General features: G+C 44.2%; 25 protein-coding genes and 1 riboswitch. Of the genes, 7 read left to right on the top strand and 18 right to left on the bottom strand.

What is annotated here, in order from left to right; translation table 11 throughout:
• Nucleotides 1-73 precede the first annotated feature (73 nt).
• A complete protein-coding gene (locus J0K78_RS11735) occupies nt 74-823 on the bottom strand; it encodes an STAS domain-containing protein (RefSeq protein ID WP_206947192.1) in 750 nt (249 codons plus the stop codon).
• A 275-nt stretch (nt 824-1,098) separates the two neighbouring features.
• On the opposite strand from J0K78_RS11735, the gene J0K78_RS11730 reads away from it, so the two are divergent.
• The 3 genes from J0K78_RS11730 to J0K78_RS11720 all read left to right on the top strand — a co-directional run bounded on the left by J0K78_RS11730 (nt 1,099) and on the right by J0K78_RS11720 (nt 2,268).
• Complete coding sequence (locus J0K78_RS11730) at nt 1,099-1,254, top strand: Fur-regulated basic protein FbpA (RefSeq protein WP_160914131.1); 156 nt, start codon at nt 1,099-1,101, stop codon at nt 1,252-1,254.
• Between the two features lie 28 nt (nt 1,255-1,282).
• Nucleotides 1,283-1,585 (top strand): MerR family transcriptional regulator, encoded by a 303-nt coding sequence (locus J0K78_RS11725; RefSeq protein WP_206947190.1) that lies wholly within the window; start codon nt 1,283-1,285, stop codon nt 1,583-1,585.
• A 152-nt stretch (nt 1,586-1,737) separates the two neighbouring features.
• On the top strand, nt 1,738-2,268 hold the full coding sequence (locus tag J0K78_RS11720; RefSeq protein ID WP_206947188.1) for a YceI family protein: 531 nt from the start codon (nt 1,738-1,740) through the stop codon (nt 2,266-2,268).
• A 161-nt stretch (nt 2,269-2,429) separates the two neighbouring features.
• Here J0K78_RS11720 and J0K78_RS11715 read toward each other — a convergent pair whose 3' ends face one another.
• The 14 genes from J0K78_RS11715 to J0K78_RS11650 all read right to left on the bottom strand — a co-directional run bounded on the left by J0K78_RS11715 (nt 2,430) and on the right by J0K78_RS11650 (nt 17,207).
• Nucleotides 2,430-2,753 carry a CHY zinc finger protein gene (locus J0K78_RS11715; RefSeq protein WP_206947186.1) on the bottom strand — a complete coding sequence of 108 codons (324 nt, stop codon included), beginning with the start codon at nt 2,751-2,753 and terminating at the stop codon, nt 2,430-2,432.
• A 22-nt stretch (nt 2,754-2,775) separates the two neighbouring features.
• Nucleotides 2,776-2,949: a hypothetical protein gene (locus J0K78_RS11710; RefSeq protein WP_206947184.1), complete on the bottom strand. Its 174-nt coding sequence runs from the start codon at nt 2,947-2,949 to the stop codon at nt 2,776-2,778.
• Nucleotides 2,950-3,044: 95 nt separating this feature from the next.
• Entirely contained in the window at nt 3,045-4,238 is a 1,194-nt protein-coding gene (locus J0K78_RS11705) for an MFS transporter (protein WP_206947182.1), read from the bottom strand.
• 15 nt (nt 4,239-4,253) lie between these two features.
• Nucleotides 4,254-5,900: an SLC13 family permease gene (locus tag J0K78_RS11700; RefSeq protein WP_242517840.1), complete on the bottom strand. Its 1,647-nt coding sequence runs from the start codon at nt 5,898-5,900 to the stop codon at nt 4,254-4,256.
• A 197-nt stretch (nt 5,901-6,097) separates the two neighbouring features.
• Nucleotides 6,098-7,378 (bottom strand): exo-beta-N-acetylmuramidase NamZ family protein, encoded by a 1,281-nt coding sequence (locus J0K78_RS11695; RefSeq protein ID WP_206947180.1) that lies wholly within the window; start codon nt 7,376-7,378, stop codon nt 6,098-6,100.
• Between the two features lie 67 nt (nt 7,379-7,445).
• Nucleotides 7,446-9,548 (bottom strand): glycoside hydrolase family 3 protein, encoded by a 2,103-nt coding sequence (locus J0K78_RS11690; protein WP_206947178.1) that lies wholly within the window; start codon nt 9,546-9,548, stop codon nt 7,446-7,448.
• A gap of 332 nt (nt 9,549-9,880) precedes the next feature.
• Complete coding sequence (locus tag J0K78_RS11685; RefSeq protein ID WP_242517855.1) at nt 9,881-11,284, bottom strand: Na+/H+ antiporter NhaC family protein; 1,404 nt, start codon at nt 11,282-11,284, stop codon at nt 9,881-9,883.
• A gap of 54 nt (nt 11,285-11,338) precedes the next feature.
• Nucleotides 11,339-11,446, bottom strand: a riboswitch (SAM riboswitch).
• A gap of 70 nt (nt 11,447-11,516) precedes the next feature.
• Nucleotides 11,517-12,590 carry an ABC transporter substrate-binding protein gene (locus J0K78_RS11680; protein ID WP_160914321.1) on the bottom strand — a complete coding sequence of 358 codons (1,074 nt, stop codon included), beginning with the start codon at nt 12,588-12,590 and terminating at the stop codon, nt 11,517-11,519.
• 27 nt (nt 12,591-12,617) lie between these two features.
• A complete protein-coding gene (locus J0K78_RS11675; RefSeq protein ID WP_160914114.1) occupies nt 12,618-13,391 on the bottom strand; it encodes an ABC transporter ATP-binding protein in 774 nt (257 codons plus the stop codon).
• Nucleotides 13,392-13,413: 22 nt separating this feature from the next.
• Nucleotides 13,414-14,235, bottom strand: coding sequence for an ABC transporter permease (locus J0K78_RS11670; RefSeq protein ID WP_206947174.1), 822 nt, complete (start codon nt 14,233-14,235; stop codon nt 13,414-13,416).
• A 255-nt stretch (nt 14,236-14,490) separates the two neighbouring features.
• Nucleotides 14,491-15,201, bottom strand: a complete 711-nt coding sequence (locus J0K78_RS11665) for a hypothetical protein (RefSeq protein ID WP_206947172.1) — start codon at nt 15,199-15,201, stop codon at nt 14,491-14,493.
• A complete protein-coding gene (locus J0K78_RS11660; protein WP_206947170.1) occupies nt 15,198-15,944 on the bottom strand; it encodes a hypothetical protein in 747 nt (248 codons plus the stop codon). Before J0K78_RS11660 ends, J0K78_RS11665 begins: the two co-directional genes overlap by 4 nt.
• A complete protein-coding gene (locus J0K78_RS11655; RefSeq protein WP_206947168.1) occupies nt 15,931-16,833 on the bottom strand; it encodes an ATP-binding cassette domain-containing protein in 903 nt (300 codons plus the stop codon). The genes J0K78_RS11660 and J0K78_RS11655 overlap by 14 nt, the downstream gene beginning before the upstream one ends.
• The gene (locus J0K78_RS11650; RefSeq protein WP_160914098.1) at nt 16,830-17,207 is read right to left on the bottom strand and encodes a GntR family transcriptional regulator; all 378 of its coding nucleotides are present in this window, start codon (nt 17,205-17,207) and stop codon (nt 16,830-16,832) included. The genes J0K78_RS11655 and J0K78_RS11650 overlap by 4 nt, the downstream gene beginning before the upstream one ends.
• Before the next feature lie 169 nt (nt 17,208-17,376).
• Between J0K78_RS11650 and J0K78_RS11645 the strand changes: the two genes are divergently transcribed.
• Entirely contained in the window at nt 17,377-18,711 is a 1,335-nt protein-coding gene (locus tag J0K78_RS11645; protein WP_206947166.1) for a short-chain fatty acid transporter, read from the top strand.
• Nucleotides 18,712-18,843: 132 nt separating this feature from the next.
• Here the strand turns inward: J0K78_RS11645 and J0K78_RS11640 are convergent, their stop codons facing one another.
• Nucleotides 18,844-19,623 carry an ion transporter gene (locus tag J0K78_RS11640; protein WP_206947261.1) on the bottom strand — a complete coding sequence of 260 codons (780 nt, stop codon included), beginning with the start codon at nt 19,621-19,623 and terminating at the stop codon, nt 18,844-18,846.
• 76 nt (nt 19,624-19,699) lie between these two features.
• On the bottom strand, nt 19,700-21,058 hold the full coding sequence (locus tag J0K78_RS11635; RefSeq protein ID WP_206947148.1) for a hypothetical protein: 1,359 nt from the start codon (nt 21,056-21,058) through the stop codon (nt 19,700-19,702).
• Nucleotides 21,059-21,505: 447 nt separating this feature from the next.
• Between J0K78_RS11635 and J0K78_RS11630 the strand changes: the two genes are divergently transcribed.
• Both J0K78_RS11630 and J0K78_RS11625 read left to right on the top strand, forming a co-directional pair.
• Nucleotides 21,506-22,297 (top strand): CAP domain-containing protein, encoded by a 792-nt coding sequence (locus J0K78_RS11630; RefSeq protein ID WP_206947260.1) that lies wholly within the window; start codon nt 21,506-21,508, stop codon nt 22,295-22,297.
• A 301-nt stretch (nt 22,298-22,598) separates the two neighbouring features.
• A complete protein-coding gene (locus tag J0K78_RS11625) occupies nt 22,599-22,862 on the top strand; it encodes a hypothetical protein (protein ID WP_160914093.1) in 264 nt (87 codons plus the stop codon).
• Between the two features lie 180 nt (nt 22,863-23,042).
• On the opposite strand, the gene J0K78_RS11620 is transcribed toward J0K78_RS11625, so the two are convergent.
• On the bottom strand, nt 23,043-23,309 hold the full coding sequence (locus tag J0K78_RS11620) for a hypothetical protein (protein ID WP_206947146.1): 267 nt from the start codon (nt 23,307-23,309) through the stop codon (nt 23,043-23,045).
• 379 nt (nt 23,310-23,688) lie between these two features.
• On the opposite strand from J0K78_RS11620, the gene J0K78_RS11615 reads away from it, so the two are divergent.
• Nucleotides 23,689-24,786, top strand: coding sequence for an oxidoreductase (locus J0K78_RS11615; RefSeq protein ID WP_206947144.1), 1,098 nt, complete (start codon nt 23,689-23,691; stop codon nt 24,784-24,786).
• Nucleotides 24,787-24,825: the final 39 nt, after the last annotated feature.

Below are 24,825 nucleotides of genomic sequence, written 5' to 3'. Positions count from 1 at the left end.
ATCCTTCCATTTTTGATGACTTCCTCAAATTTAAAACACACCACAAAAAAGACCTGCCCATGGGCAAGTCTTTTCAAGAATCGTGTTGGATGATATAACGTAATCCTGCATACGTATTTTTGAATGTTTTCAGGCCCTTGTCAAAGTATTGAAACGAAAGAGCCAGCCTTGGTGTGATCCCAACCACGAGACATTCAGTCCCTACTAGTTGAAGCGACTGATTCAGCTGTTTTAAGTGTCTGCTGAACTGGTCATTGAACTTATGGATACCGCTCAAATCTAATAAAGCGTATTGTATATCACCCTCTGTACATTCTCTCAGTAGAGAAGAAATCAGGTGATCCACTCTTTTTTCATCCAAATCACCAATGAGCGGTACAGCCACAGCATGGTCCCACACTTTTAAAATAGGAATGGAAAGCGTTTCAATAAGATGGTCCTTCCGCTCCTCTTCTTCAGCCTTTGTCGTTACATCCATTAACATGATTGTATAGTAACTTGTTTCTCCCTCTGCATTTTTCATTGGAGTGATCACGGTATCTGCGACAAATCTATTCTTGATGTTGATTCTCACTTGGTGTTTCTTATCCAGTCCTTCCATAAGACTCCGTTGTTTAAACGGATGGGTATGGAACTTATCCATATTTACTCCAATTAAATCATCAGCACTCTTGTATCCGAATAACGGAGCGATATCTGAGAAAAGATCACGGGCCGCATCATTCATCCACACCAGATCATAATTGTGGTCTGCAAGCAAGATGCTCTCTCCTATGCTATTAAGCGCATCTGTCATCGTGAGATCTGAAGTCATTAAAGCCATCGTTGCTCCCACCTTATCCAATTATTTTCCTTTATTATAATCTCTTTTCCTTCTCTGAGGTAGAGGTGAAAAAAGTCGAATGTGTTCATGTTAACAAATATAACAAGTGAATTATTTTATGTTAGATTTTCTAACACATTAAGTGACATATGGATTTTTTTCAGCTATTCTATATTCATCAGATACGAATAGGAGGAGATCATGGTCCCTTTTGCAACCCGACGATCCATTGCGCCAGAGAAGGAAAGATTCTACACATACGGGAGTGAACCTTAATGAAAAACCATTTGAGGACCGCCGTTGAAAGTATGAAAGAACATTACATCCAAAAACTTATTGATGCAGGGATGTATCAAGCCTCTGATGAAATGCTCCAGTCGTTGACATTAACGGAGCTAGAAGCTCTTGCTTCAAGGATTGAACGGCCATAAGGAGGCGCAACATCGAGGAGGAGAAGTGATGTCACCTTACAAGCACAAAAAAGTCATTTCGATTGGTACAGTCAATGAACTCACCGGCCTTTCCCTCAGGCAAATACGATATTATGAAGAGAGGGAATTGATTTATCCAGAACGTACCAAGAGAGGAACACGAAAGTATTCCTTTTCTGATGTTGAAACCCTCTTGCAAATTGCTGACAAACGGGAAGAAGGTGTACAAACGTACGAGATCCGAAAAGATTTACAGTCTTCCCACAAAGGAAAGATGATGGAGCGGATGCTCCGCGGGCAACTGAATGCCCATTTTCGAATGAACAAATGAATTCACTTACAGGCAGCCCGGACACCCCTAGGTCCAGGGCTTTTTTTTGCACATTTTAAATATCTCGACATAAAATATCTTGACTTCGAAATAAATGGAGCGTATAGTTTTATTTAGAATTCAAACTATTTTATTTCAAAGGGGAATGTAAAATGACTAAATTAACGTTAGATCAAGTCCACAGCAGCTTGAACTTCCAAATTAAACATATGATGGTATCCAAAGCGAAGGGTGAATTTGAAACATTCGACGTGGAATTTTCCGGTGATCTCAATGATTTACCTTCTGCCGAAGTGACCGTTACCATTCCAGTGACTTCTATTAATACTGGGAACGAACAGCGCGACGGTCACCTTCGTTCCGGCGACTTTTTCGAAGCCGATCAATACCCGAACCTTGTGTTCCGCAGCACTTCCATCAAGAAAATATCAGATGATGAATTTGAAGTTACCGGCGACTTCACAATCAAAGAGATGACTCACACGGAAACCTTCACCGTTGAATATAACGGAACTTCCAAAAGCCCGCTGGATGGCAGCACAATCGCTGGTTTCGATGTGAGCGGGAAAATCGATCGGGAAGCATATGGATTAACCTATAATGCGGCCCTTGAAACTGGCGGAGTTCTGTTAGGGAAAGATGTTAAATTCGAAGGGAACTTTGAGTTTGTTGTAGGAGAATAACATAAAAAAAAGCTGAGTCCGGTTACAGACTCAGCTTTTTCATGTTTTCAATTTCTTTAACCAAAAAGGTTAAGGGCATAAAATCCCTTGGATTCAAAACGAGGGCCTCTCCCCCTGCCGCCTTGCCGAAGATATGAATACTCCCCCATCAAGATCTAAAGCTACATATCAAAATATAGAGGATAATGCAGGCGGCAGCCTTCATTAAAACCATGCTGACAGACAGGACATTGAGACGATTTCATATATTCATCAATGGTCAACTCATGGTCGCAGCTGCCACAAAGAATCGCCCGCTCATCCCAGGAGCTCTTCGGCCAGCGCTGTGGTTCATGGTCCGCCTCCTCCTGATGACAGGAATAACACGCATAATATTCCCCACAACAGTAAAAACGGATGGCGATAACATCCACCTCACTGTGATAGTGCACACACCTGGTCTCGGTATCTACTTGATTTCCTTTCACGAGAGGTGCGTCTCTCATTCTATTCTCTCCTTTAAATCTTTTATCTATCTTCATGACGGGAAGCTTGATCCATTTTTTCATGAAGTCGTTCCAAGGAAACTTTCATTTCTTGATGATCATACTCCTGCTTTTCAATCATCTCCTCAAGATTCCTTACTTTAAAAAATAAATAAAGCATAATAGCAAACTCAGCCACATAGATGATCCAACCCACACGATTCCTCCTACTATATCCATCTTCACTCGATTATAACACGAGTAATTACCAAAATAAGGTGTACCAGGTCATCCAGAAAATGGATGACTCTATCAATCGTTCTGATAATAGGGCAGAAAGATAAATAGAAGGATGAGCAGGAGAGTTACACTTAAAACACCTATCCAGTGATAGTTTTCCCATAGGGTGCCGATGGCGGTACTGCCGATGGCTACGCCAAGGTAATAGCTGATCAAGTAGAAGCCCGATGCCCCGCTTTTATGATGGGTGGCTGATTTACTGACAAGAGCGGCAGCCATGGAATGAGCAACAAAGAATCCCATGCAAATAAGAGACAATCCCAAGAGCACAAACGTTCCAGATGGAAGGGCGGTTAGGCTCGCCCCAACAATGAGGACGGTCACACCAGTGAACATGACTTTTTTCAGACCAATCACATCAGAGACCCGTCCTGCAAGAGGGGGCGCGAGAACTCCGAAAATATAGGCAAAGTAAGTGAAGGCAATCCATTTCAAGGACCAGTTGAACGGCTCTCCCTGCAAGTGAAAGGGGAGATAAGTCCAAATGGCCGTAAAAACGATTTGAAGCAGCACACCCATTAAGAACAAGACAAGCATAGAACGACTTTTCAAGTGGACAAGCATCCCTTTCAAATCATCCCCAATGGCCTGATCTGTTTTTTCGAAAAAGCGTTCTTTCGGAAAAAGGATGAAAAACAGTAAAGAGGAAAGCAGCCCGAAACCCGCAAAGATATACAATGTCGACTGCCAGTTAAGCAAATCCGTCACGTATCCACCAACTACTCTCCCTCCCATTCCACCGAGGGCGTTGCTGGATATATATAAGGTCATAGCTAGTCCCAGATGTTTATGAGCTACCTCATCTCCCAAATATCCCATTGCTGCTGCCGGAATGCCTGCTAAAAAGAACCCCTGGATCAACCTAAGCACGACTATCCATCCGAATGTCGGAATCAATGGCAATAGGATGAGGGTTCCAGCTGTGATAAACAAAGAAACTTTCATGACAACAGCACGGCCATATCGATCGGCAGAAAAGCCGAGAACAAAAAGGCCGACAACCATAGCCATAACACAGGAAGACATGAGAAAACTGGACTCCGTAGCCGATACTTGGAATTGATCTGTAAACACAGGGAGTAGTGGCTGGAAAACATACAACGTGGAGAATATGGATAAGGAAGCTAACATCAAAGCGATGGTCACACGCCAAAATTCGCTCTGTTCAGGCGTGTACGGTTGTCTGTTTGGTTGTGCAGCTTCCATATCCATCATCCTTTCTTATGAATTAAAACGGTCCGGGAAAGTCGTTAAATCGATCCCCCAAACGAACGGCAGGTAAAAGTAAATGGCGATGGTAATCAAAACGACCGCGACAATATTCAACCAGAGGCCAGCTTTAGCCATGTCCGGAATTCTTAAATATCCACTTCCGAAAACGACGGCGTTCGGAGGTGTCGCAACCGGCAACATGAAGGCGCAACTTGCTGCTACCCCCGCCGCAATCATTAAACTGTATGGGTGAACCGAAATGGCGCTGGCTAAAGAGGCCATAATCGGGAACATCATCGTCGCTGTCGCTGTATTCGATGTGATTTCCGTTAAGAAGATGACTAGCGCTGCAACGATAACAACAATCAAGATTAGACTGACGCCCTCTAAAATCGTCAGCTGCGTACCAATCCATTCAGCTAGCCCTGTTTCCTGGAATCCTGCGGCAATAGCTAGACCTGCTCCAAACAGAAGCAGGATTCCCCACGGCAGCCCTTTCGCTGTATCCCAATCCAGAAGGTAATCCCCTTTCTTGTTCTTGGAAGGAATGAGAAAAAGGAGGATGGCTGCGCTCATGGCGATCATCGTATCATTAATATTTTCATTGATGTGTACGAGTAAAAATGACCGGGAAATCCACGCCACTGCTGTCACAGCGAACACCGTCATGACGATTTTTTCTTCTACACTCATGACCCCGAGCGCACGTCTCTCTTCTCCGATGACTTTTCTCCCACCAGGTAATTCCTTAATTTTCATAGGGAAAGCAATTTTCACTAAATAGAACCATGCGAGTGCCAGGAATAGAATTGTCAACGGAACACCGAACGCCATCCAGCCAGCAAAGCTTATTTCTATTCCGTACGTTTGTTCAACGACAGCTTTGAAAATCGTATTCGGCGGTGTTCCTATCAGAGTAGCAAGTCCTCCAATAGAAGCACTATAAGCGACCCCGAGCATAACTGCTTTTCCGAAATTGAAATTTTCATGGTCCACCGCTTCCCCTTTTTTCTTCAATTGCTCAGAAGCTTGATAAATGACGGCCATGCCAATCGGAACCATCATCATGGCCGTCGCTGTATTGGATATCCACATCGACAAGGTACCCGTTGCGACCATAAAACCAAGGACGATTTGTTCTGTGCTTGTTCCTACGGATGCGATAATGAACAAAGCCATCCGCTTATGCAGGTTCCACTTTTGCATAGCAAGGGCAATGAGAAAACCTCCCATAAAGAGAAATATCGTATTATCTCCATAGGAAGAAGCCGTAATCCCCCCATCCAATCCTCCAGTGAGAGGAAAAAGAATCAATGGCAGAAGGGAAGTCGCAGGTATCGGAATCGCTTCCGTAATCCACCATGTAGCAATCCACACCGTACTCGCCAACACAGCTACGGCGCTTTGCGACAACCCGTCCGCTTCTAAAAACAAAAGTGTAAGCGCAAACAAAATCGGTCCTAAAAAAAGTCCTACTTTTTGACGTGTATCAAAGGACGGACCCGGGTCCTGACCTTCCGTCTTTTGATTCGTTTTCTTCGTTGCTGATGAACCGCTGGAATTCCCAGTGACTGTAAACTTCAATAAATCCTTCGCTTCGTCGTGCATGGCCCAAAGCCGGCTCCATACACTACTTATCAATGATTGCGCACCCATGCAAATTCCCTCACTTTCCATTAGTCAAATATGTATGAATATTTCCAAATTTTATCATAAAATGTCCCCTCTTGTAACAAATCTGCCTCCACTTAAGACTCTGGAATCAGCACCTGCCGATTAATGGTAAAAATATACACACCAGGTCATCCATAATATGGATGACCTGGTGTGCCAAATTCTTCCTTATACCTTTATTACTTCTTATATAAGAGGTAGTGTTTTCTTACTTTGTTGAATTCTTTCAGTCCGCCTTCCCATTGGTCCTTCATGTCTTCTACGGACTCTCCATTTTCAATAGCTTCACGGACCCATCCGTTTCCGATAAGATAATCGAAGAAGGAGACACCTGCTGAGTTTTCCGCACGGAATTGGAAGTCTTCCGGGTACATGTCATGAATCGTCTTCACAAGATGCACGCCAGTCTCTACCGCGTTGAATTCTTCACGATCGATCACATGGATCTGCACGCCATGCGTCAATTCCCCTGCATGCTTCGAGAAGGATGGTGTAAAGGATGCTGCTCTGAACCTTACCCCTGGCAGGTTGTAGGCGTTCATCGCTGCAGCTAAATCCGTACTATTGATGAAAGGAGCACCAATCAATTCGAACGGTCGTGTGGTGCCGCGCCCTTCAGAAACATTCGTCCCTTCGATCAGCGCCGCTCCTGGATAAACGAAAGCTGTATCCACAGTCGGCATGTTCGGTGAAGGAGCGACAAATTCAAGTCCTGTTTCATCATAGTCCATGCTCCGCTTCCATCCTTGCATTTCCACAACCGTCAAATCTGCACCAATATCAAATTCGTTATTGAATAACTTCGCAAGCTCCCCGACCGTCATGCCATGGCGAAGCGGAATCGGATAGTTTCCGACGAAGGACTTGTAATCTTCATCCAATACAGGACCTTCCACTTTTTCTCCACCCAACGGGTTCGGACGATCAAGCACGATGAATGGAATGTCATTTTCCTGAGCTGCTTCCATTGCATAAGCCATCGTGTAAATGTACGTGTAAAAACGTGTCCCTACATCCTGGATATCAAACAGGAGCACATCAATATCTTCTAACATCTCCGGAGTCGGTTTGCGTGTCTTACCATAAAGACTGTAGACAGGAACTCCTGTCTTTTCATCTATATAAAAATCCACATACTCTCCAGCCTGAGCACTGCCCCTCACCCCGTGTTCCGGTCCATATAACGCCGTAAGGTTAACATCCTCATCGTTGTGTAACAAATCAACGATACTGTTCAAATTTTGATCAACACCGGTCGGATTTGTAATCAGTCCTACATTCTTGCCTTCAATCAGATCTTTTTCTTCATCTAAGAGGACTTCCACTCCAAGCTTGAAAGGCTCTGCTTTTTTATTGTGCCCTTTGTGTTTACCAGGATTGCCGTTATGATCTGCGAAAACAACGGAGAATGTCGACCATGTCATCATCAATACCAAGGCAAGCATCAACCACTTTTTCAAAATAAACCTCTCCCTTTTGATTATATTGAAGAAGGGCGTGAAGCCCCTCTTCCTAAAAAGTCATGTACTAGTAACTCAACCCCGTACCATATTCAAACAAAGTGCCGCCATCAGCTCCTGGAATCGTCACAGGGAGCTGTCCAGTCGGGTTGTTCGCACCGAAAATGGTAGCAGCCGTTGCTTCAAAGCTTGCATCTCTGAATCCGTACTGAGCGATATAAGCATCCACTCCTGGATAAGCCATGACGTCATAAGGGTTTCGAATGCCGACTCCGATCACTTCTGCATTGGTATTTGCCATCACATCCTGCATCAGCTGCATTTGAGGATGAGTGGCTGAACGCGTGTACACATTGTAAGTGTACGTACCGAAGATAACCTTGTCTGCTTCTGCCACCGTTTGCTTTTGCTCAGCTGTTAATTCACGTTCCCCTGTTTTGATTAAGGTCGTATTTGAATGATGAGCAGATACAGCCTCTTCAAGATCACCAATAAAGGAGTTTCCAATCACCACGATTTGTTTATCACCCGATGCGTCTGCAGGCAGAACCCCATCATTTTTCACTAGTGTAATGGAACGTTCCGCTGCTTCTCTTTCCACCGCTTTATGTGCATCTGACCCGACGACTTCCTCCGCTTCTGCAATTTTCTCATCAATTGGTTGAGGCATTTCTTCTTTGATGATTCCCCTGTTCAATTTCAAGGTAAGGATCCGTTCAACAGAATCTTCAATCGTAGCCATCGGTATTTCGCCAGACTCGACAGCTTCATAGACACCTGAAGCCACTTCTTCGAGACCTACAGGCATAAGCGCAATATCTGTCCCGGCATTGATCGCACGAATAACAGCATCCACCGGTCCGAAATGGTCAGCGATAGCTTTCATATTCAAAGCGTCAGTGACGACGACTCCATCATAATTCATCTCTTCACGCATCAAACCTGTCAGTACTTTTTCAGAAAGAGTGGCTGGAAGGGCAATTTCAGAACCATCCTTCTGAGAGATTACTTTCGTATCATCGATTTTCGGGAACGTAATATGCGCAGTCATGATCGCATCAATGCCCGCATCCATCGCTTGTTGGAATGGATACAACTCAACTTCCTTCAGCCGCTCAAGGTCGTATGGGACTTCAGGAAGTCCAAGGTGGGAATCTGTCGCTGTATCCCCATGACCCGGAAAGTGTTTTGCCGTTGCGGCTACTCCATGTTGCTGCAGCCCTTTCGTATACGCCACGCCCATTTTTCCAACAAGCTCAGGATCTTCTCCGAAAGAACGAACCCCGATGACAGGGTTGTCAGGATTATTGTTCACATCCATGACAGGGGCAAAGTTCATGTTGATACCAAGAGAGGAAAGTTCAGCCCCGATCACAGACCCTACATCTTCCGCGATTTCTTCGGAACGAGTAGCACCCAGAGCCATGTTTCCAGGCATGTCCGTTCCTGACTGAAGACGAGTCACAATTCCGCCTTCCTGGTCAATCGTCATAAGCAGTCCATATTTTTCAGAGGCTGCTTGATAATCAGAAACAAGCTTCGCTGTTTGTTCCGTTGTCACAACGTTTTCACGGAATAAAATGACCCCACCCAGATGATATTCCTGTACCATTTCTTCGATTTCAGGAAGCATTTCCGTCACGTTTTCACCTTCCCATTTCCTGAAATCAGGCATGAGCATCTGGCCGACTTTTTCCTCCATTGTCATGTTGGAAAGAGCATGTTGGACGAGGTCGTAACGATCACCATCCTGCTTTTTGATGGTCGGTTTAAATTCCGTCCTCCCTTTTTTGGAGTGGTCCGGTTTAAAATCAAGGGCAATCCGATCTTTAAAATCACCGTTCGATACCGTCACCCATGTACGTCCAGGTTTTCCTGTAAAAGTGACCGTACCGTCATCCTCCACAGTGGCAACGTTCGAATTCTTCGATTTCCAAACGAGTCCGTCTTCCACTTTTGTAAAATGTCCGTCTTCATACACATTCAGTGCGGAAAGAGTAAACTCATCCCCTTCCATCGTTAAATCTGCCTGTGGTACGTTTTCAAAGATGATTAAATCCGATAATCCGCCATCTTCAGCGGCTTCCACCTTTGTACCCATCAACCACGATGGCAGCATCATACCCAGGGTCAGTGTAAAGATAAACATCCATTTCCCCGCCATTCTCATTCGCCATTCCTCCTTGATTTATCTATTTGTAAAAGGTGTCTTCCTATCCAAAAAGACCCTTTCGCAAAACGTTTTCTAAAAAAGCAGTTCTTCATAAAGTCGGTATAGGAGAAATATTGTTGTAAACGTTTACATTTTGTAATAAAAGCGTAACGGAAATAGATATAGTCGTCTATACCACTTAAGGCCCGAATCGTCCTTTTTCCCTTCTTTTTCCAAAGCTTTCCTACTATTCCAATCGACTCATTTTAAAATAATATGTCAACCTTTCTTGAAATTAATGTAAAAAAAGTACATAAAAAAAGGAACCTGGATCCAGGTTCCTTTCCCTCTTAAGAAGCACTCCTCATTACGGCTTTCCTTTTTTCTACTGTGAATTTCGGATATCTGAAAGCGATCGCTAAAAGACCGGCTGCAGCTGTGAGTAAAGGATAAATGCAAAACGGAACAATCGCGACAGGAGAAATACCAGCCACACCTGCCACTGCTAAAATCTGTCCACCATAAGGAATGATTCCCTGAACGGAACTGGCAAAGATATCGAGGATACTTGCGGAGCGACGCCCTTCGATGCCGTATTCATCAGAAATCTGTTTCGCCAGCGGGCCCGCTGTAATGATGGAAATCGTGTTGTTCGCAGTAGAAAAGTTGACGGCCGTCACAATCCCTGCAATACCAAGCTCCCCGCCACGATTCGAGTTCACTTTCCGACTCACGGCTTGTAATAGAAACTCTATCCCTCCATTTGCACGGATCAATTCCACAAGACCACCGAGCAAAATCGCTATCATTGCGAGCGTCTGCATATTCGTAAATCCATCCCCTACCATAGTGACGAACTCCATACCAGAAAACTTTCCAAGCAGAAGGCCGACACCTCCGGCGAAAACAATACCACCAATCAAAACATAAATGACATTCACTCCGGCAATCGCAAAGCCAAGCACGCCTAAGTAAGGTAAAATTTCTACAATGTTGTACGCGTAGTTTTCATCCAGGCTAGCCGAGGCATCCGCCGTCATTACAGCAAAAATAACGGCCGTGATGATGGCTGCTGGTAAAACGATAAAGAAATTTGCTTTGAACTTCTCTTTCATTTCCGTGCCTTGCGTACGGACAGCTGCAATGGTCGTATCTGAAATAACGGAAAGGTTGTCCCCAAACATTGCACCACTGACAATGGCACCCATGACCAGGGCAAGGCCAATGTCCGTCTGTTCTGCCACGCCTACGCCGATAGGGGCGAGGGCAACCACCGTACCTGTTGAGGTCCCCATGGAAATCGAGATGAAGCAGCCGATGACAAACAAACCGACGACCATCCAGCCTCCAGGGAGATAAGTCAAGCCGAGATTGACGGTGGATTCAACTGCTCCCATTCCGGATGCTACGGCAGCAAATGCGCCCGCCAGCAGGAAGATGATCACCATTAAAATGATGTTCGGGTGCCCTCCTCCTTTCGTCAACTGGGAAATTTTCGTTTGGAAATCCGTTTTCCGGTTCATGGCTAAGGCGAAGAGAATAGCTGCGAATAGGGCAACTAGAACGGGCATTTTATAAAAATCACCTGTGATGACCCCTGATCCGATGAAAAGCAAAATAAAGACCACAAATGGGATGAGTGCGAAAGCATTGCTGCTTGGTTTTGTCATGATTTGACCTCCTTTTTTATATAACTCATCAGAATAGTTGGTTTTATCCCGAGAAAAGTTCCTGATCCAAAAGAAGGCGGCCAACAAAAAAGAGCCTTCTTACAATAAGAAGGCTCTTGAAACGTATCCGTTCATTCCTTCTTATCTCTCAAGTGATCATCACTTGCTGGACTTAGCACCGGCCAACCGATGTTGGTGGTTGCTGAAGCTTCACAGGACCAGTTCCTCCGCTTCTCTTGATAAGAAATATTCAATTGAGTTAATGGTAACTTTACAATAAAAAAGATCCTCTGACAAGAGATTTTCAGAAAAATTGTTATCGATCGTAGCGCCCGATCATTTCCATCGCTTCTTCAGAAAGAGACGTGTCGATGGCATCATTGAAGTTAATATCTCCACTGATAGCACCGTTCGCATCATACATCTCGAACTGTTTCTTAATATCGTCAATAAACATTTCTCCGTTAGGGTCAAGCCCCGTCACACCGACTTTCTTCCAAACTTCTGCGTCCTTAAGCGCCGTATGTTTGGTCATGATATCAATCACTTCATCAAGACCTTCATCATGAAGGAACGCATCATTATAATCACGGACACCCTTCAGATAGGCAGCCATAAAACGTACAGAAACGTCGGTTTCTTTTTCGATGAAATCAGGGGATCCCAGCACCATCGCAATCTGTGCATCCGGAGCGAAATCTGTAGCGTCACCGAAACGAACGTGCAGGTTCTGTGCTTCTCCCTGAGTGATCAGTGGCTCGATCTGAAGAGCGGCATCAATCGATTTGTTCCCCATGGCCGCAAGCATGTTTCCAAAGTCAGACATGAGAACAAATTCGACATCGTCTTCTGTCAGACCGGCATGTTCAAGCATGCGCTGAAAAATATAATCATCCACAGCATTTCTCGATGAAACGGCAATCCGCTTTCCTTTCAAGTCGCTGTACTCTTTGATTTCATCCTGCAGATCTTCACGAATCACAAAACTGAAATAGGAGCTGCCATCGAAATAATGCCCTTTATCGGCAATGATCTTCACGTCAATCCCCTGGGCGATAGCATTGAAGAAGGAAGCCGTGGAAACACCACCGGCAATATCCACTTCCCCTGCTGCCAGAGCTGGAAGCATATCGTCACTATTGGCGAACGTTGTGAACTTGATATCAATGTTGTAATCGTCAAAGTACCCTTTTTCTTCAGCAATATAAAAGCCGGCCCCTGAAGCTGCTCCATCTTCAGCTATTACTACCGTCGCCTTCTTATCTAATGGAGCAAAATCACCGTCTGTGAGGCCACCGCTACCTGTATCTCCCCCGTCATCACTGGAGGAACACCCGAACAGCACAAAGATAATCAACAAAAAAGAAAACAGATGACATACTTTTTTCATCATGGGATTCCAATCCCCTCTCTTCCTCTATTTACGCGAACGCTGTACTTCTTCCTGAAGATGATTCCAAATCTCCACAAAATGCTCCGCCATCAAAGGGTCCGCCCGTACCTGCTCCATATTTCTCGGGCGCGGCAGATCAATCCGTTTTTCATCGATAATCGTGCCGGGCTGCGAGCTCATTAACAAAATCCGGTCGCTAAGTAGGAGCGCTTCATCTATGCTATGGGTAATAAATAAGACCGTTTTCTTCGTTTCTGACCATATATTTAAAAGTTCCTCCTGCAAAATGAATTTATTCTGCTCATCGAGCGCAGCAAAAGGTTCATCCATAAGGAGGATTTCCGGATCGTTCGCAAATGCTCTCGCAATGCTGACGCGCTGCTTCATCCCACCGGAAAGCTCTTTTGGATAGAGCTTGGCGAATTTCTCGAGCCCTACTTTATTCAAATAATAAGCGGTCCGCTCCTTGATTACATCTGCAGGCATGTGTCTCATCTTTAACCCGAAACTCACATTGCCTTCAACGGTCAACCATGGAATGACTCCTCTTTCCTGAAAAACCATCGACTGCAGCGGCCGTTCTTTTTTACTCTTTGCAATCGTGAAGGAGCCACCACTTGGTTTTTCTAACTCCGCCAGAATCCTTAACAGCGTCGTTTTCCCACAGCCGCTCGGCCCGACGAGACAGACGAATTCACCATCCGCAATATCAAGAGAAATCCCCTCTAAGGCCGTCACGCGGGTCTCTTTTTTATAAAAAACCTTTGTTAAATCCTGAATCGATATTTTAGCCTCCATCCCCTGTCGCTCCTTTCATCAGTTAGCGCCATGGCAGCAATTTGGCCTGCAGGCCCCGGAGAATGACCGAAAACAAATAGCCGAAGAACGAAATGAGCACAAGCCCGACAAACATTTCTTTCAACAAAAAAGCTTTATACGACGTCCAGATCAAATACCCGATCCCTGAATTGGCTCCCATCATTTCCGCTGCGACAATCGTAAGCAGCGCGATCGCCTGCCCCATCTGAATCCCTTCGAGCATGACCGGAAGCGAACCCGGCAATGCAATCTTGAAAAAGAACTGCTTCGAATCGGCCCCATAATTCTTTGCCACATCCAAATAAATGCGGTCAATGTTTACAACGCCCGCTACTGTGTTTATGACGACAGGAAAAAACACACTCCCCGCAATCGTCACCACTTTGGAAACTTCACCGACACCGAATAAGATGATGATGATCGGCAGGAGCGCAAGGGTCGGGATCGGCATGAGTGCCATGATAAGAGGTGAAAGGAAATGGCGGATGGGTCCATAAAGTCCCATCAAAAGACCGATCACAATCGCCGGTATGACCCCGAGCAGGAACCCGGCAAAAATACGAAACAAGGAAATCCCGACATGATGGAACAGCTCCCCGCTCATCCCCATCGCCCAGAACGTCCCGACGATCTCTGTCGGAGGCGGGAAGAAACGGGCATCAATCAATCCCGTTCGTGATAAAAACTCCCATAGCAATACAATGAAAATCGGCGAGGATATTGTCAGTATCTGCTTCAGACGGTGCTGCATCTGCCGCTTTTTCCACTCTTGTTTTTCCATTTGTAAAGGGTCTGTCACAGATTCCCTTCGGTCATCTTTCATACTCACCACCTCTACAGCTAATTTATGTGCGGGTGCCCAATTGTGTGAAAATGGTTAGATCGTTCTCTTTTCGTGTAACTAGAGGATCATTCTGGTAAAGAACCAGATTACGAGAATATGGTTCTTTGAAAAAGATGGTTCCAACAGAAAAGAAGTCCTTGAAAAAGAAACAGGCTCCCCATCATATGATGGGGAGCCTGTTTCTTAATCTCTATCTTATTATTAGTACAACTTCTTACGAAGAAAAGCTGCCTTTTATGATGATGGGTCCACTTCAGTATAGGCACTCTGATCAGCAAATACATCCAATCCTTCAGGAACACGGATATAAAGCGCAGAACCGTTCCAGTGGGAAACGATAGAATCCATCCACATCGTCCCTTCCTCTCTGTTAAACAATCGGAAAGGAAATTCAGAACCAAAAAGTTTATATTTCAGATTCTTTGTCTCTCCTGGATAAACCGTGAGGGTTGTCATGTCCATATGAACCGCCGGCGTGTACTTTTCTTCCACTTCAAACCCGTCAATCATCAACGGCGTCTGATAGTAAGAAGCTTCTATGGTCTCTGTCAATTCTTCCGTATGCTCGACAAAAATATTGATGCTGTTCTCATCATTTTCTGCTACTTGAAGAATCAATTGTTCTTCATTAAAAGGAAACGACCATTCATAGATGAGCCATTTTTCCATTTCGTTTATCTTCCCTTGAAGAACGGCATCATAAAACTCCTGAGACGTTTGTTCTTCCTTTCGCTCGCTCTCCTTTCCTTGCAAATCCGTGTTACCAATAGGAAGCGCAAGGAAAATAACTGCTGACACCACTAACAGGCACGAATAACCGATTAGCATCCAGAGTCCTGCTCTACCTCTCCCAAAACCGAATCGGGAACTTTTATTAATGAGGAGAATCAAACCAATAATAACTGCCAACAATAGAATAATTGGCAGGAACGCTGCAACAATCATCGTTTCACCTCCAGACGATTAGAAACGAGGACAGCCAGTGCGTAGAAAATGGCGGTCACAGCAATCGTTTTCAGAGTAAAAAGCCATGCCTGGTTTTCTTCAAAAATGAATTGAAAAAAATACTCCTCCACTTGAAAGCCGCCTCTGGATAACAAAATCATCAATCCTACCACAACGACAGGCAGAACGATGACAAGCATTTTGTTTAACTGAATGATCATGCCAGCCAAGTAGCCTAAGCTGCTGAACATAAAAACGATAAGAATGGTAGCAAATATTCCTTGCAGCCAAGTGCCCACATCCCCCATCCCTTGAATGAGAAGCATCTCTTCCCCCGGCAGGATGACGTACGCAAGCAGTTTCAAAGCAAAACTGGAGAGCAAAGCGGTCAACGCACCGATGACACAAATCGTAAACAAAAAAGCAATCGTAGACAGTGTACTCGTTTTTCTGTTTGTAACAAATGCGAAGTCATCTTCTCGATAAGCTTTCGTCGTTAACAGAAAGGCCGTTAGAAATCCCCAAAAAATCGTAAAGCCTACAATGATATCTGCAGTAAAATAGGTGATTTTAACATCGTATCCTGTTCTCCCGCTGCCCATCTGTCCTGTTCCGTTCAGGGAAAATAATAAGCCGAGAAGCTGGATAACGACAAGAGATGTGAATACGCCTGTATAAGCCCTCCATTTATATCCGATCTGCCGTTTGACGATTTCAGACGTCTGCACTTCAATCAAAGACATCATCCACACTCCCCTTTCCATTTTGAGATTCAGTCAGGTAGATACATAGATCATTCGCTTTAACGGAGGAGACTTGAACCCCCGATTCCTTCAGGCGCTGATAGTCATCACCCGTAAGATCATTTTTTATCACGGCATAGCATGTATCAAAGGCCTGTTCTTTTTTCCACAGCATCTCTTTTTCTTTCAGAAATGAATCAACCGCATCCTTCTTCCCTGTGAGTCCCACTCCATACTCCTTCAATTCATCCATCGATATGTGCAGCCTCAAAGCTCCCTCATGAATCACGAGTACTTCTTCAAGTAAATCTTCCATTTCCTCCAAATGATGCGTCGATAATAGAATCGTTCTAGGATGCGCCAAATAATCCTTCAGTAACGCACGGTAAAAGTCTTTTCGGACCGCTGCATCCATCCCTGTCGTTGGTTCATCAAAGATGGTAAGCGGCGATCTTGACGCAAGACCTACGATCATATTAAACGTGCTTTCTTTCCCTTTGGATAGTTCATTGTGACGCTGTTTCGGTTCAAACTCGAAAAAATGGAACAAACGGAGGGCTAGTTCATGATCCCAATGATGATAAAAGCGTCTTCCCTCCTCAAGAATCTCTTTTAAGGTGAGCGCCGTGGGGAAATTCATAGCATCATCAATATAAATGGTATTCGCAGACACGAATAAATTGTTAAACGGCCTTCTGCCGAAAACTTCGATGACTCCTGACTTTTCTTTTAATAACCCCGCTAGGATTTTCAGGAGTGTCGTTTTCCCAGCTCCATTTCTGCCGATCACGCCGACAATTTTATTCTCATCCACAGAAAAAGAAAGATCATTCAACGCACGCTTTCGATAGAATTGTTTGTTTACATCCTTACATTTAATGGCCTTCATCCTTGTTCCCCTTTCCAAGCATCCCTGACGAGCTTTAAGATGTGTTCCTCAGAAAGCTCCAGTCTTCCGGCTTCTGTTACGAGATCCTCGACTAATTTTTTCAGCGTCTGATTTTTACGCTTTTCGACAATAATAGCTTTAGCGTTGGTCGAGACAAATTTACCAAGTCCACGTTTGTCATAGAGGACCCCTTCTTCTGCAAGCTTCGTCAGACCTTTGGCGGCTGTTGCCGGGTTGATGTTATATAAGTCGGCCAGTTTATATTGAGAATACACTTTTTCGTCTGCCTGGAAATTCCCATGCAGAATTTCGCTTTCCAGCCACTCAGCAATTTGAATATAGATTGGTTTTAAGCCATCGGTATCGAGAATCAATGAATCACCTTCTCTCTGAATGGGTGCATTAGTGTTGTAATGTAGTATATGACTTTTTCTAACTTTTGACAAGGAAAAAATTTCTCTTGGACCTTGAAATTTCCTCCTCACTAAAGGACACTTAACAAGGAAGGTTGAAAGCGATTACATAATTAGGAGGTTGTTTAGGATGCTTCGAGGAATCACAAACTTTTTTGACCGGATGGTGCAGCGTTTCTTACCAGATGCGTTTTTGTTCGCCATCATTCTGACACTCGTCGTTTTTGGATTAGGGATTTTCTTCACAGGCAGCTCACCAGGACAGATGGTGCAATTTTGGGGAGATGGCTTCTGGAACCTGCTCGCATTTGCCATGCAGATGTCATTGATCGTTGTGACGGGATACATACTTGCAAATACCCCTTTAGTTAAAGCTGCTTTATCTAAAATAAGTACGCTTGCGAAAACTCCGGGACAGGCCATTGTATTAGTTACTTTCGTAGCTGGAGTCGCTTGTGTGATCAACTATGGTTTCGGCCTTGTAGCCGGAGCACTCCTTGCCGTTCATGTAGCGAGACGTGTACCGAATGTGGACTATCGTTTATTGATGGCCAGTGCTTACAGTGGATTCATCCTATGGCACGGAGGGTTTTCAGGATCCATTCCATTGACCATTGCAACAGAAGACCATTTTTTATCTGATTCAATAGGTTCCATCGCTATTACGGAGACATTGTTCAGCAGCATGAATATCTTCATCATTGTGACTTTACTTCTCTCACTTCCTCTACTTAACTTGTGGTTACTGAAATCCAGTGGAGACCTCAGTAAAAACAACCTGGACTTCTTAGAAAACGAAGATAAGGCGGAGCAGCAAATGGCCGCAACAACTGCCGACCTGACCCCCGCCGAAAGGATGGAAAACAGCAGGATCATCTCTTATTTAATTGGGGCGCTTGGCCTGGCCTTCATCGTGTATCACTTTATTAGGAACGGGTTTGACCTCAATATTAATATTGTGAACTTTATCTTCTTATTCCTAGGAATCCTTTTTCACCAGACACCAAGAAGATTTCTGAACAGCGTAAATGATGGAGTGAAAAATGCCGGCGGAATCATCATTCAATTCCCTTTCTATGCAGGAATCATGGGCATGATGGTTGCTTCCGGTTTATCTGAACAGATGTCGAACTGGTTTGTGAGCATTTCAACGGAATTCACGTTTCCCGTGCTCGCCTTCATCAGTGCCGGCATCGTCAACTTCTTCGTTCCATCCGGTGGCGGACAGTGGGCCGTTCAGGCACCGATTATGATTCCAGCTGCCATGGATCTTGGCGTAAGCACAGCCAAAACGGCGATGGCTGTGGCCTGGGGGGATGCGTGGACGAACATGATCCAGCCATTCTGGGCATTGCCACTTTTAGCTATTGCCGGGTTGAAAGTTAAAGACATTATGGGCTTCTGTGTCATCATTCTGATTTGGAGCTTCATCCCAATCTCTATTGCTCTTTTGTTTTTCAACTAAATAGACACTATCCCTTTCCCTCCTTAGAGAGGAGGGGGTTATGTAAGTCTCAGGAAAAAATCAGTGGTTAGAACGTTTATCGGGAATTAAAAAGGGGTCGCTGTCCAATTGCTGGACAGCGACCCTTTTGGGTTAACCTGTTTTATTATTCTTATGATCTTGTTCACGTATCATTTGCTTCAGCTCATCAAGGTCATTCATAATCTTCGCCATATCTTTACTTTCTTCCTCCGCATGTTCAGATAGCTGCTGGGCATTGTTGACAATTTCACCAATAATCAGATTCAAAATGATGAAGGCAGAAATAACAATGAAGGACACGAAATAGACCCAGGACCATGTGATTTCAGCAAAAATCGGTCTAAAAACACCGCTCGCCCAACTTTCCAGCGTAAACACTTGGAATAATGTCAAAGTACTAAGGCCGACGTTTCCAAAGTATTCAGGAGCGATATCTCCAAAAAAAGTGACTCCGATAATCGCATAAACATAAAAGATGATGCCCATTAGGATCATGACGGACCCGATGGCGGGAATGGCAAGGAACAAAGCGCTTGTCAGTCTTCTCAAGGAAGGTACCACTGATATCGTCCTCAATACTCGTAGCACACGCAAAATTCGTAAAACACCAACGAAATGAGTGTTATAGAGCACGAGACTTCCAAATACAATAACAAAATCGAAGATGTTCCAGCCATCTTTAAAAAAGTGACGGCGATAAACGACAAGCTTTAAAATAATTTCAACCGTAAAGATGGATAAAACTAAAATGTCTAGAAATATGAATAACGACTGATAGTTTTGATAAATGCTGTCATCCGTAGAGATTCCGATAATGACAGCATTGATCAAGATAACCGTTAATATAAAACGTGAAAAACTTTTATGTTCAATAAAATGGCGTAACTTGATTCTCTTCTCCCCACTTTCTTCCCAATATGACTCTCTCGTCTTTTATATAGGATTTACGCCCCGCCGTCAATCACCTTTAGGCCCACTTTTGTACATCGACACACAGTTGCTGGTAGGCCTTTGATTCATCCATCATTTGTTTATCCGCATACACTTTCGACAACCACCTCAACGGCTCTGGTGTACTCGGCTTCAGCTCCATTTCCATTTGAAAACATTCGATAGATTTCTCAAGCTGATGAAATTCATAGTACAGTTCTCCGAGCTCCTGCATACAATCGAGGTCTTCGCAAATGTCGTTCATCCGCTCCACTTTTTTCATAAGGGAACTCTTATTCGGAAAAGACTTTAAAGATTCATGGACTTGGACAAGTTCCTGCGTTTCCAGAAGCCTTATGACAAAAGCGTCCAACAGGTCTTTCGATTGCCCCGGCTGTTCGTCTGTGATTCGTTTCATTAAAGGAAGAAGGTTCTCAGGATCCTCCGCAAACCGGTTCTTCTCTAGCAGGGCCTTCAACTGGTTGAATTGTGCTTCATCGAGCTGCAGGCCCCGTTCTATATAGAGCTGTGCTGCTGCATGGACATTTTCATTGACTAGATAGTGTTGGAAAAGATCTTCAATCACTGATTCAAAGGATGGAACAGCTTGAGCCATCTGCTCAAGTAAGAAGGTTCGGCTATCGTTATCGAAATACCTGGAGAGTGAGGCTCGACACAATTGATAGCTTTCAGGGGTCGGTTGGTTATAAAAATCAGCGAACAGATAAGAAGTCGCTTCAACCCAACGGTTTTCTTTTTCCAAGAGACGTTGGTGGTCTTCGAATGAGGCACACGCTTCCTTAAACAAAGGATCGCGTTCCATGAGTTCGTGCGATTGTTCTAAGTATTGATTGGCATGCTCTCGATAAGAAAGATCATTAGCCATTTCTTTAACGAACCGATTATTAGGCGCGAAGTCACGCATCACGCGGATGACCCGATAGGCACCGGACATATTTCCTTCCCGACGGTATTGATAAAAAAGAGATTTTATATCTTGGAATAGTTGTTTTTTAGGAATGAATGATTCAAAAAAGGTGAGGATTTTCGCTTGTTCCTGCCTGGAATACGGTCGTGCAATGTTCTTTTTCAGCTGAGGATAGCTGATTTTTTGTAGGGGATGATTCATTTCTAACAGAGCATGTAAAAAAGGATGCGGAGATTCATATATTGTACCTTCCTTGAATGCACGGGCCACATAGGAATGGAGCTTAAGCCGTGTCGTCTTGACGGCTGTTAGATATTTTTGTTTATAAAAGAAAAGCATGTGGCATTCAGATTGATCATTGAAGGTTTCAACGAGTTGCATTTGCTCGTAAAAGACAACCCGGGATGGAAGAAGCGCTACATCTTTCTTTTGCTGCTTGACGTGAATGGTCATTGGGTTCATTAACATCCGCCTCCCTCTTTCCTTCACTATACCACAACGAACGTTCGTGTTAAAAATATATCTCTGGTTGTTCAGCTGTTCGGCTCCGGTCTTAAGTCTTTCCTGAAGCTTGCCTCGGTTGTAAAGAAGCGTAACGATGCTTTTCTGCAGTCCTTAATGTCCCACTAATCTTTGTAAAGGTGTTGTCATAATCGTAAAAAACAAACCTTTCTCAAAAGTCTGTCAACCCTGGTAAACTAGTAAAATATAAGTGAACAGGATTTATATTCCAACATGGCTTCTATCATCGAATTTTAAAAATCCTTGAATGCATAGGAAAAATGCTTCACCTTTGAATCTATTTCTCTTTTCTTTTAATTATATGGAAAGATCCTCCTCCTATATTACAAAAGTTCGATGGTACGATAGAGTCGTTCCAAAAAACAAAGGTTTCAAGGAGGAATTTTCAACATGATGAAAAAGTCATTGATTGTAACAGGGGCACTTGCTCTATCCTTACTAGCATCACCAGCTACTTCCCTTGCATCCACAGGTGAAGTACAGCAAAACGTACAAGTAGAAACAAAGACCATTCAAATAGATCGCGGTCAATTGAACAACTGGATCACTGAAAATGAAGAAGCTTTAAAGAATAACAATCTTCAACAGGTAGATTTCCAATCTTTCTTTGATCAGTTCGCGCAAAAATATCAACAAGTTCCAACCGAACAACCGAAGCAGGAAGAACCAAAAGCAGAAGCACCTGTAAAAGAAGAACCTAAACAAGAAGCACCTGCTCCACAACCTGAAGCTGAACCAGCTCCAGAGCAGCCTGCTGAAGAAGAAGTTCAAAAAGAAGAAAACACACAGGACGAAGCAACATCTGAAGTATCCGCTTTTGAAAAGCAAGTCGTTGAATTGACGAACCAGGAACGTGAAAAACAAGGACTCGCTCCACTGAAGCTAGACACGGAGCTAAGTGCCGTAGCTAAAGACAAGTCACTCGATATGCAGCAAAACAACTATTTCTCTCACAATAGTCCGAACTACGGTTCTCCTTTTGACATGATGAAGTCATATGGCATCGACTACCGTACAGCCGGCGAGAACATTGCTATGGGACAAACAACTCCAGAACAAGTTGTCCAGGGCTGGATGAACAGTCAAGGTCACCGTGAAAACATCATGAATCCTGACTTCACACACATCGGAGTAGGTCATGCAGAAGACGGGAACTACTGGACACAAATGTTCATCGGTAAGTAATAGAATATAGGGCAGTCGCCACCGGGATGGATCTCCCGGTGGCTTTTTTGTGCACTCCCTCTCCCTTTGGCGCGATTCCCTCTCCCTTTCGCTTCCTTTGCTACAGAAATTATAGCCGTGATGTTCATCTCCCAGCAGCTCTGACATATCTATAATCTATAAAAACATAGGCGTTTTTCACAAATCTGTGAACGAATGACTTTTTTTCTTTTTTATTTGTCCAAAACCTATTGCAATTAGTCTGAATATTCCATAAAATCAATCATAATTTAACTATATCAAATCAGAAGGAAGTGTTCTTTTGAATACAAAAACGGTGAGTCATCTTTACAACGTCTGCCCCCTCTGCCACGGAACCGGGACTTATAAGGAATATGATGACAGCAAAGCAAACATGATCATGGACCACTACAGCCGCGTGAATCATGCCAGTGAAAAGACAGCATGGAAAATGGCGGTAGAAGAAACGAGTTACAGCACGGAATGTGGACGGTGCCATGGAAATGGTCACGTGCTGAACGATGAAGGCGAAGAAATGTACCAGGCCTTAAAACAGTTTGCTTAAACCTTAGCTCCAAACTACAGCATAAGAAAATCCTGTGTGAGTAGCGAACTACACAGGATTTTCCTGTTTAAAACAGTACCCCTGTCTTTTCAATATCTACTTTCACATCCAACTTAACCCCCACATTTTTACATTCACTCTCCCCGTTGATTCGTTTCCATTCCACCGGATACTTCGTTGCTACGTCCATCCCAATTCCTGAAGGATGGCTACAACTTCCTCCATTCTTTTTGTCATCACCTTTTCGGCTTGTGCCGCCATACTCTTGAGATCCGAACTCCTGAGCGGGTTCGCGGTCTGTTCCGTTTTAACCTTTAAAAGAAGGGTGCTTGTAATGGAGTGGTCCTTTGCGACCTTGGTATCAAGCTCCCTTTTCATTCCCATGATGGAATCGATACTATCGATGTGATGCAGAGCCTTCTGATCTATAACCTCTTCATTGTACATGCCATCTCTTTATCTTTAGCGACAAGTGAATCGATATAAAGGATTTGTCCCTCTTTCCCCCAAAAGGTGACTGATTCCACGACTAAATCTTCGGTGTGGAAAAAAGCTTAATGAATAAGCTGGACATTCTGATTCAAATTATCTGTAAGGATCCTTTCTTCGCTCTTGCCCTGCGACATAGTTTCCCCCTCCCATATAAAATTCACTGCTTTTAGCTTGTAACACGAAAGCAAATTTATATGATAAGCAACAGGCTAGAAGCTTGTTGAAGATTCGCATGTCTCAAGACCCAAATATGTGCAACCTGAGCATTTACTTTGAAGGTGAGATAAAAATCAGCTAACCTTTATATCAACATTGGGAGAAAGGTGGATCGATCATGTTATTTGATTCCTATAAACTAGACAGCAAAAAATTGGAGAACCGTTATGTCGTAGCACCTATGACCCGCATCAGTGCCGAAGCGGACGGCCGCGCGAATGACCGTATGAAAAAATATTATCAACGATTCGCTAAGGGTGGATTCAGTACCATCATTACGGAAGGCATCTATCCAGACAGGACCTTCAGTCAGGGGTACAACAATCAACCCGGAATGGCTACAGATATCCACGCAGATGCGTGGAAGCCAATTGTGGACACTGTCCACGAGGAAGGCAGTATCCTGATTGCTCAGTTGATGCATGCCGGTGGACAAAGCCAGGGAAATGCCTATACAGATGAAACCATCGCCCCATCTGCCATCCCTCCTAAAGGAGAACAGCTGGGTTTTTATGGAGGATCAGGCACATTCCAAACACCTCGTGCTATGGATGACCAGGACTTTTTAGAGGTGAAAGAGGATTTTGTTGCAGCTGCGCGCCGCGCAAAGGCAGCCGGTTTTGATGGAGTGGAAATTCACGGTGCCAACGGCTATCTTCTGGATCAGTTTTTAACCGACTATTTGAACAAGCGTGAGGATGAGTACGGGGGATCTGTTGAAAACCGTCTTCGTTTCGTATTGGAAGTCGTGGATGAAGTTCTTGCAGAAGTTGGGGAAGACTTCATTATTGGGATCCGAATCTCTCAAGGTAAAGTGGCCGACCAATCACATAAATGGGCGGGCGGTGAAAAAGAAGCCGAGCAGATCTTCGGTGCATTAGGAAAGACAGGACTGGATTACATCCACGTTACAGATGGGGATGCGACAGCCCCTTCCTTCGGCGAAGGATCCAAGACGCTTGCCGGTGCAGCTAAGACTTATGGCGGCATCACAGTCATCGCAAACGGCCAGCTCCAGGAACAGGAGCGTGCCGAAAGTCTTCTCGAATCAGGAGAAGCCGACCTTGTATCGATAGGTACCGGAGCGCTTGCTAACCCTGATTTACCGAACAAAGTGAGAGACAATGATACACTGAATGCTTTCGATTTCGAAAAAATCCTGCTCCCACAGGCTGAAGTCAAAGACCACGAACTCGAGGCACCAATTAAAGAATAAAAATCAAAAAAGACCCGGTCACATACGACCGGGTCTTTT

The sequence above is a fragment of the Halobacillus sp. GSS1 genome (genome assembly GCF_017307035.1).
Classification (GTDB): domain Bacteria; phylum Bacillota; class Bacilli; order Bacillales; family Halobacillaceae; genus Halobacillus; species Halobacillus litoralis.
The sequence above is the reverse complement of the archived record's forward strand: the minus strand, read 5'-3'. Positions and strand labels throughout refer to the sequence as shown.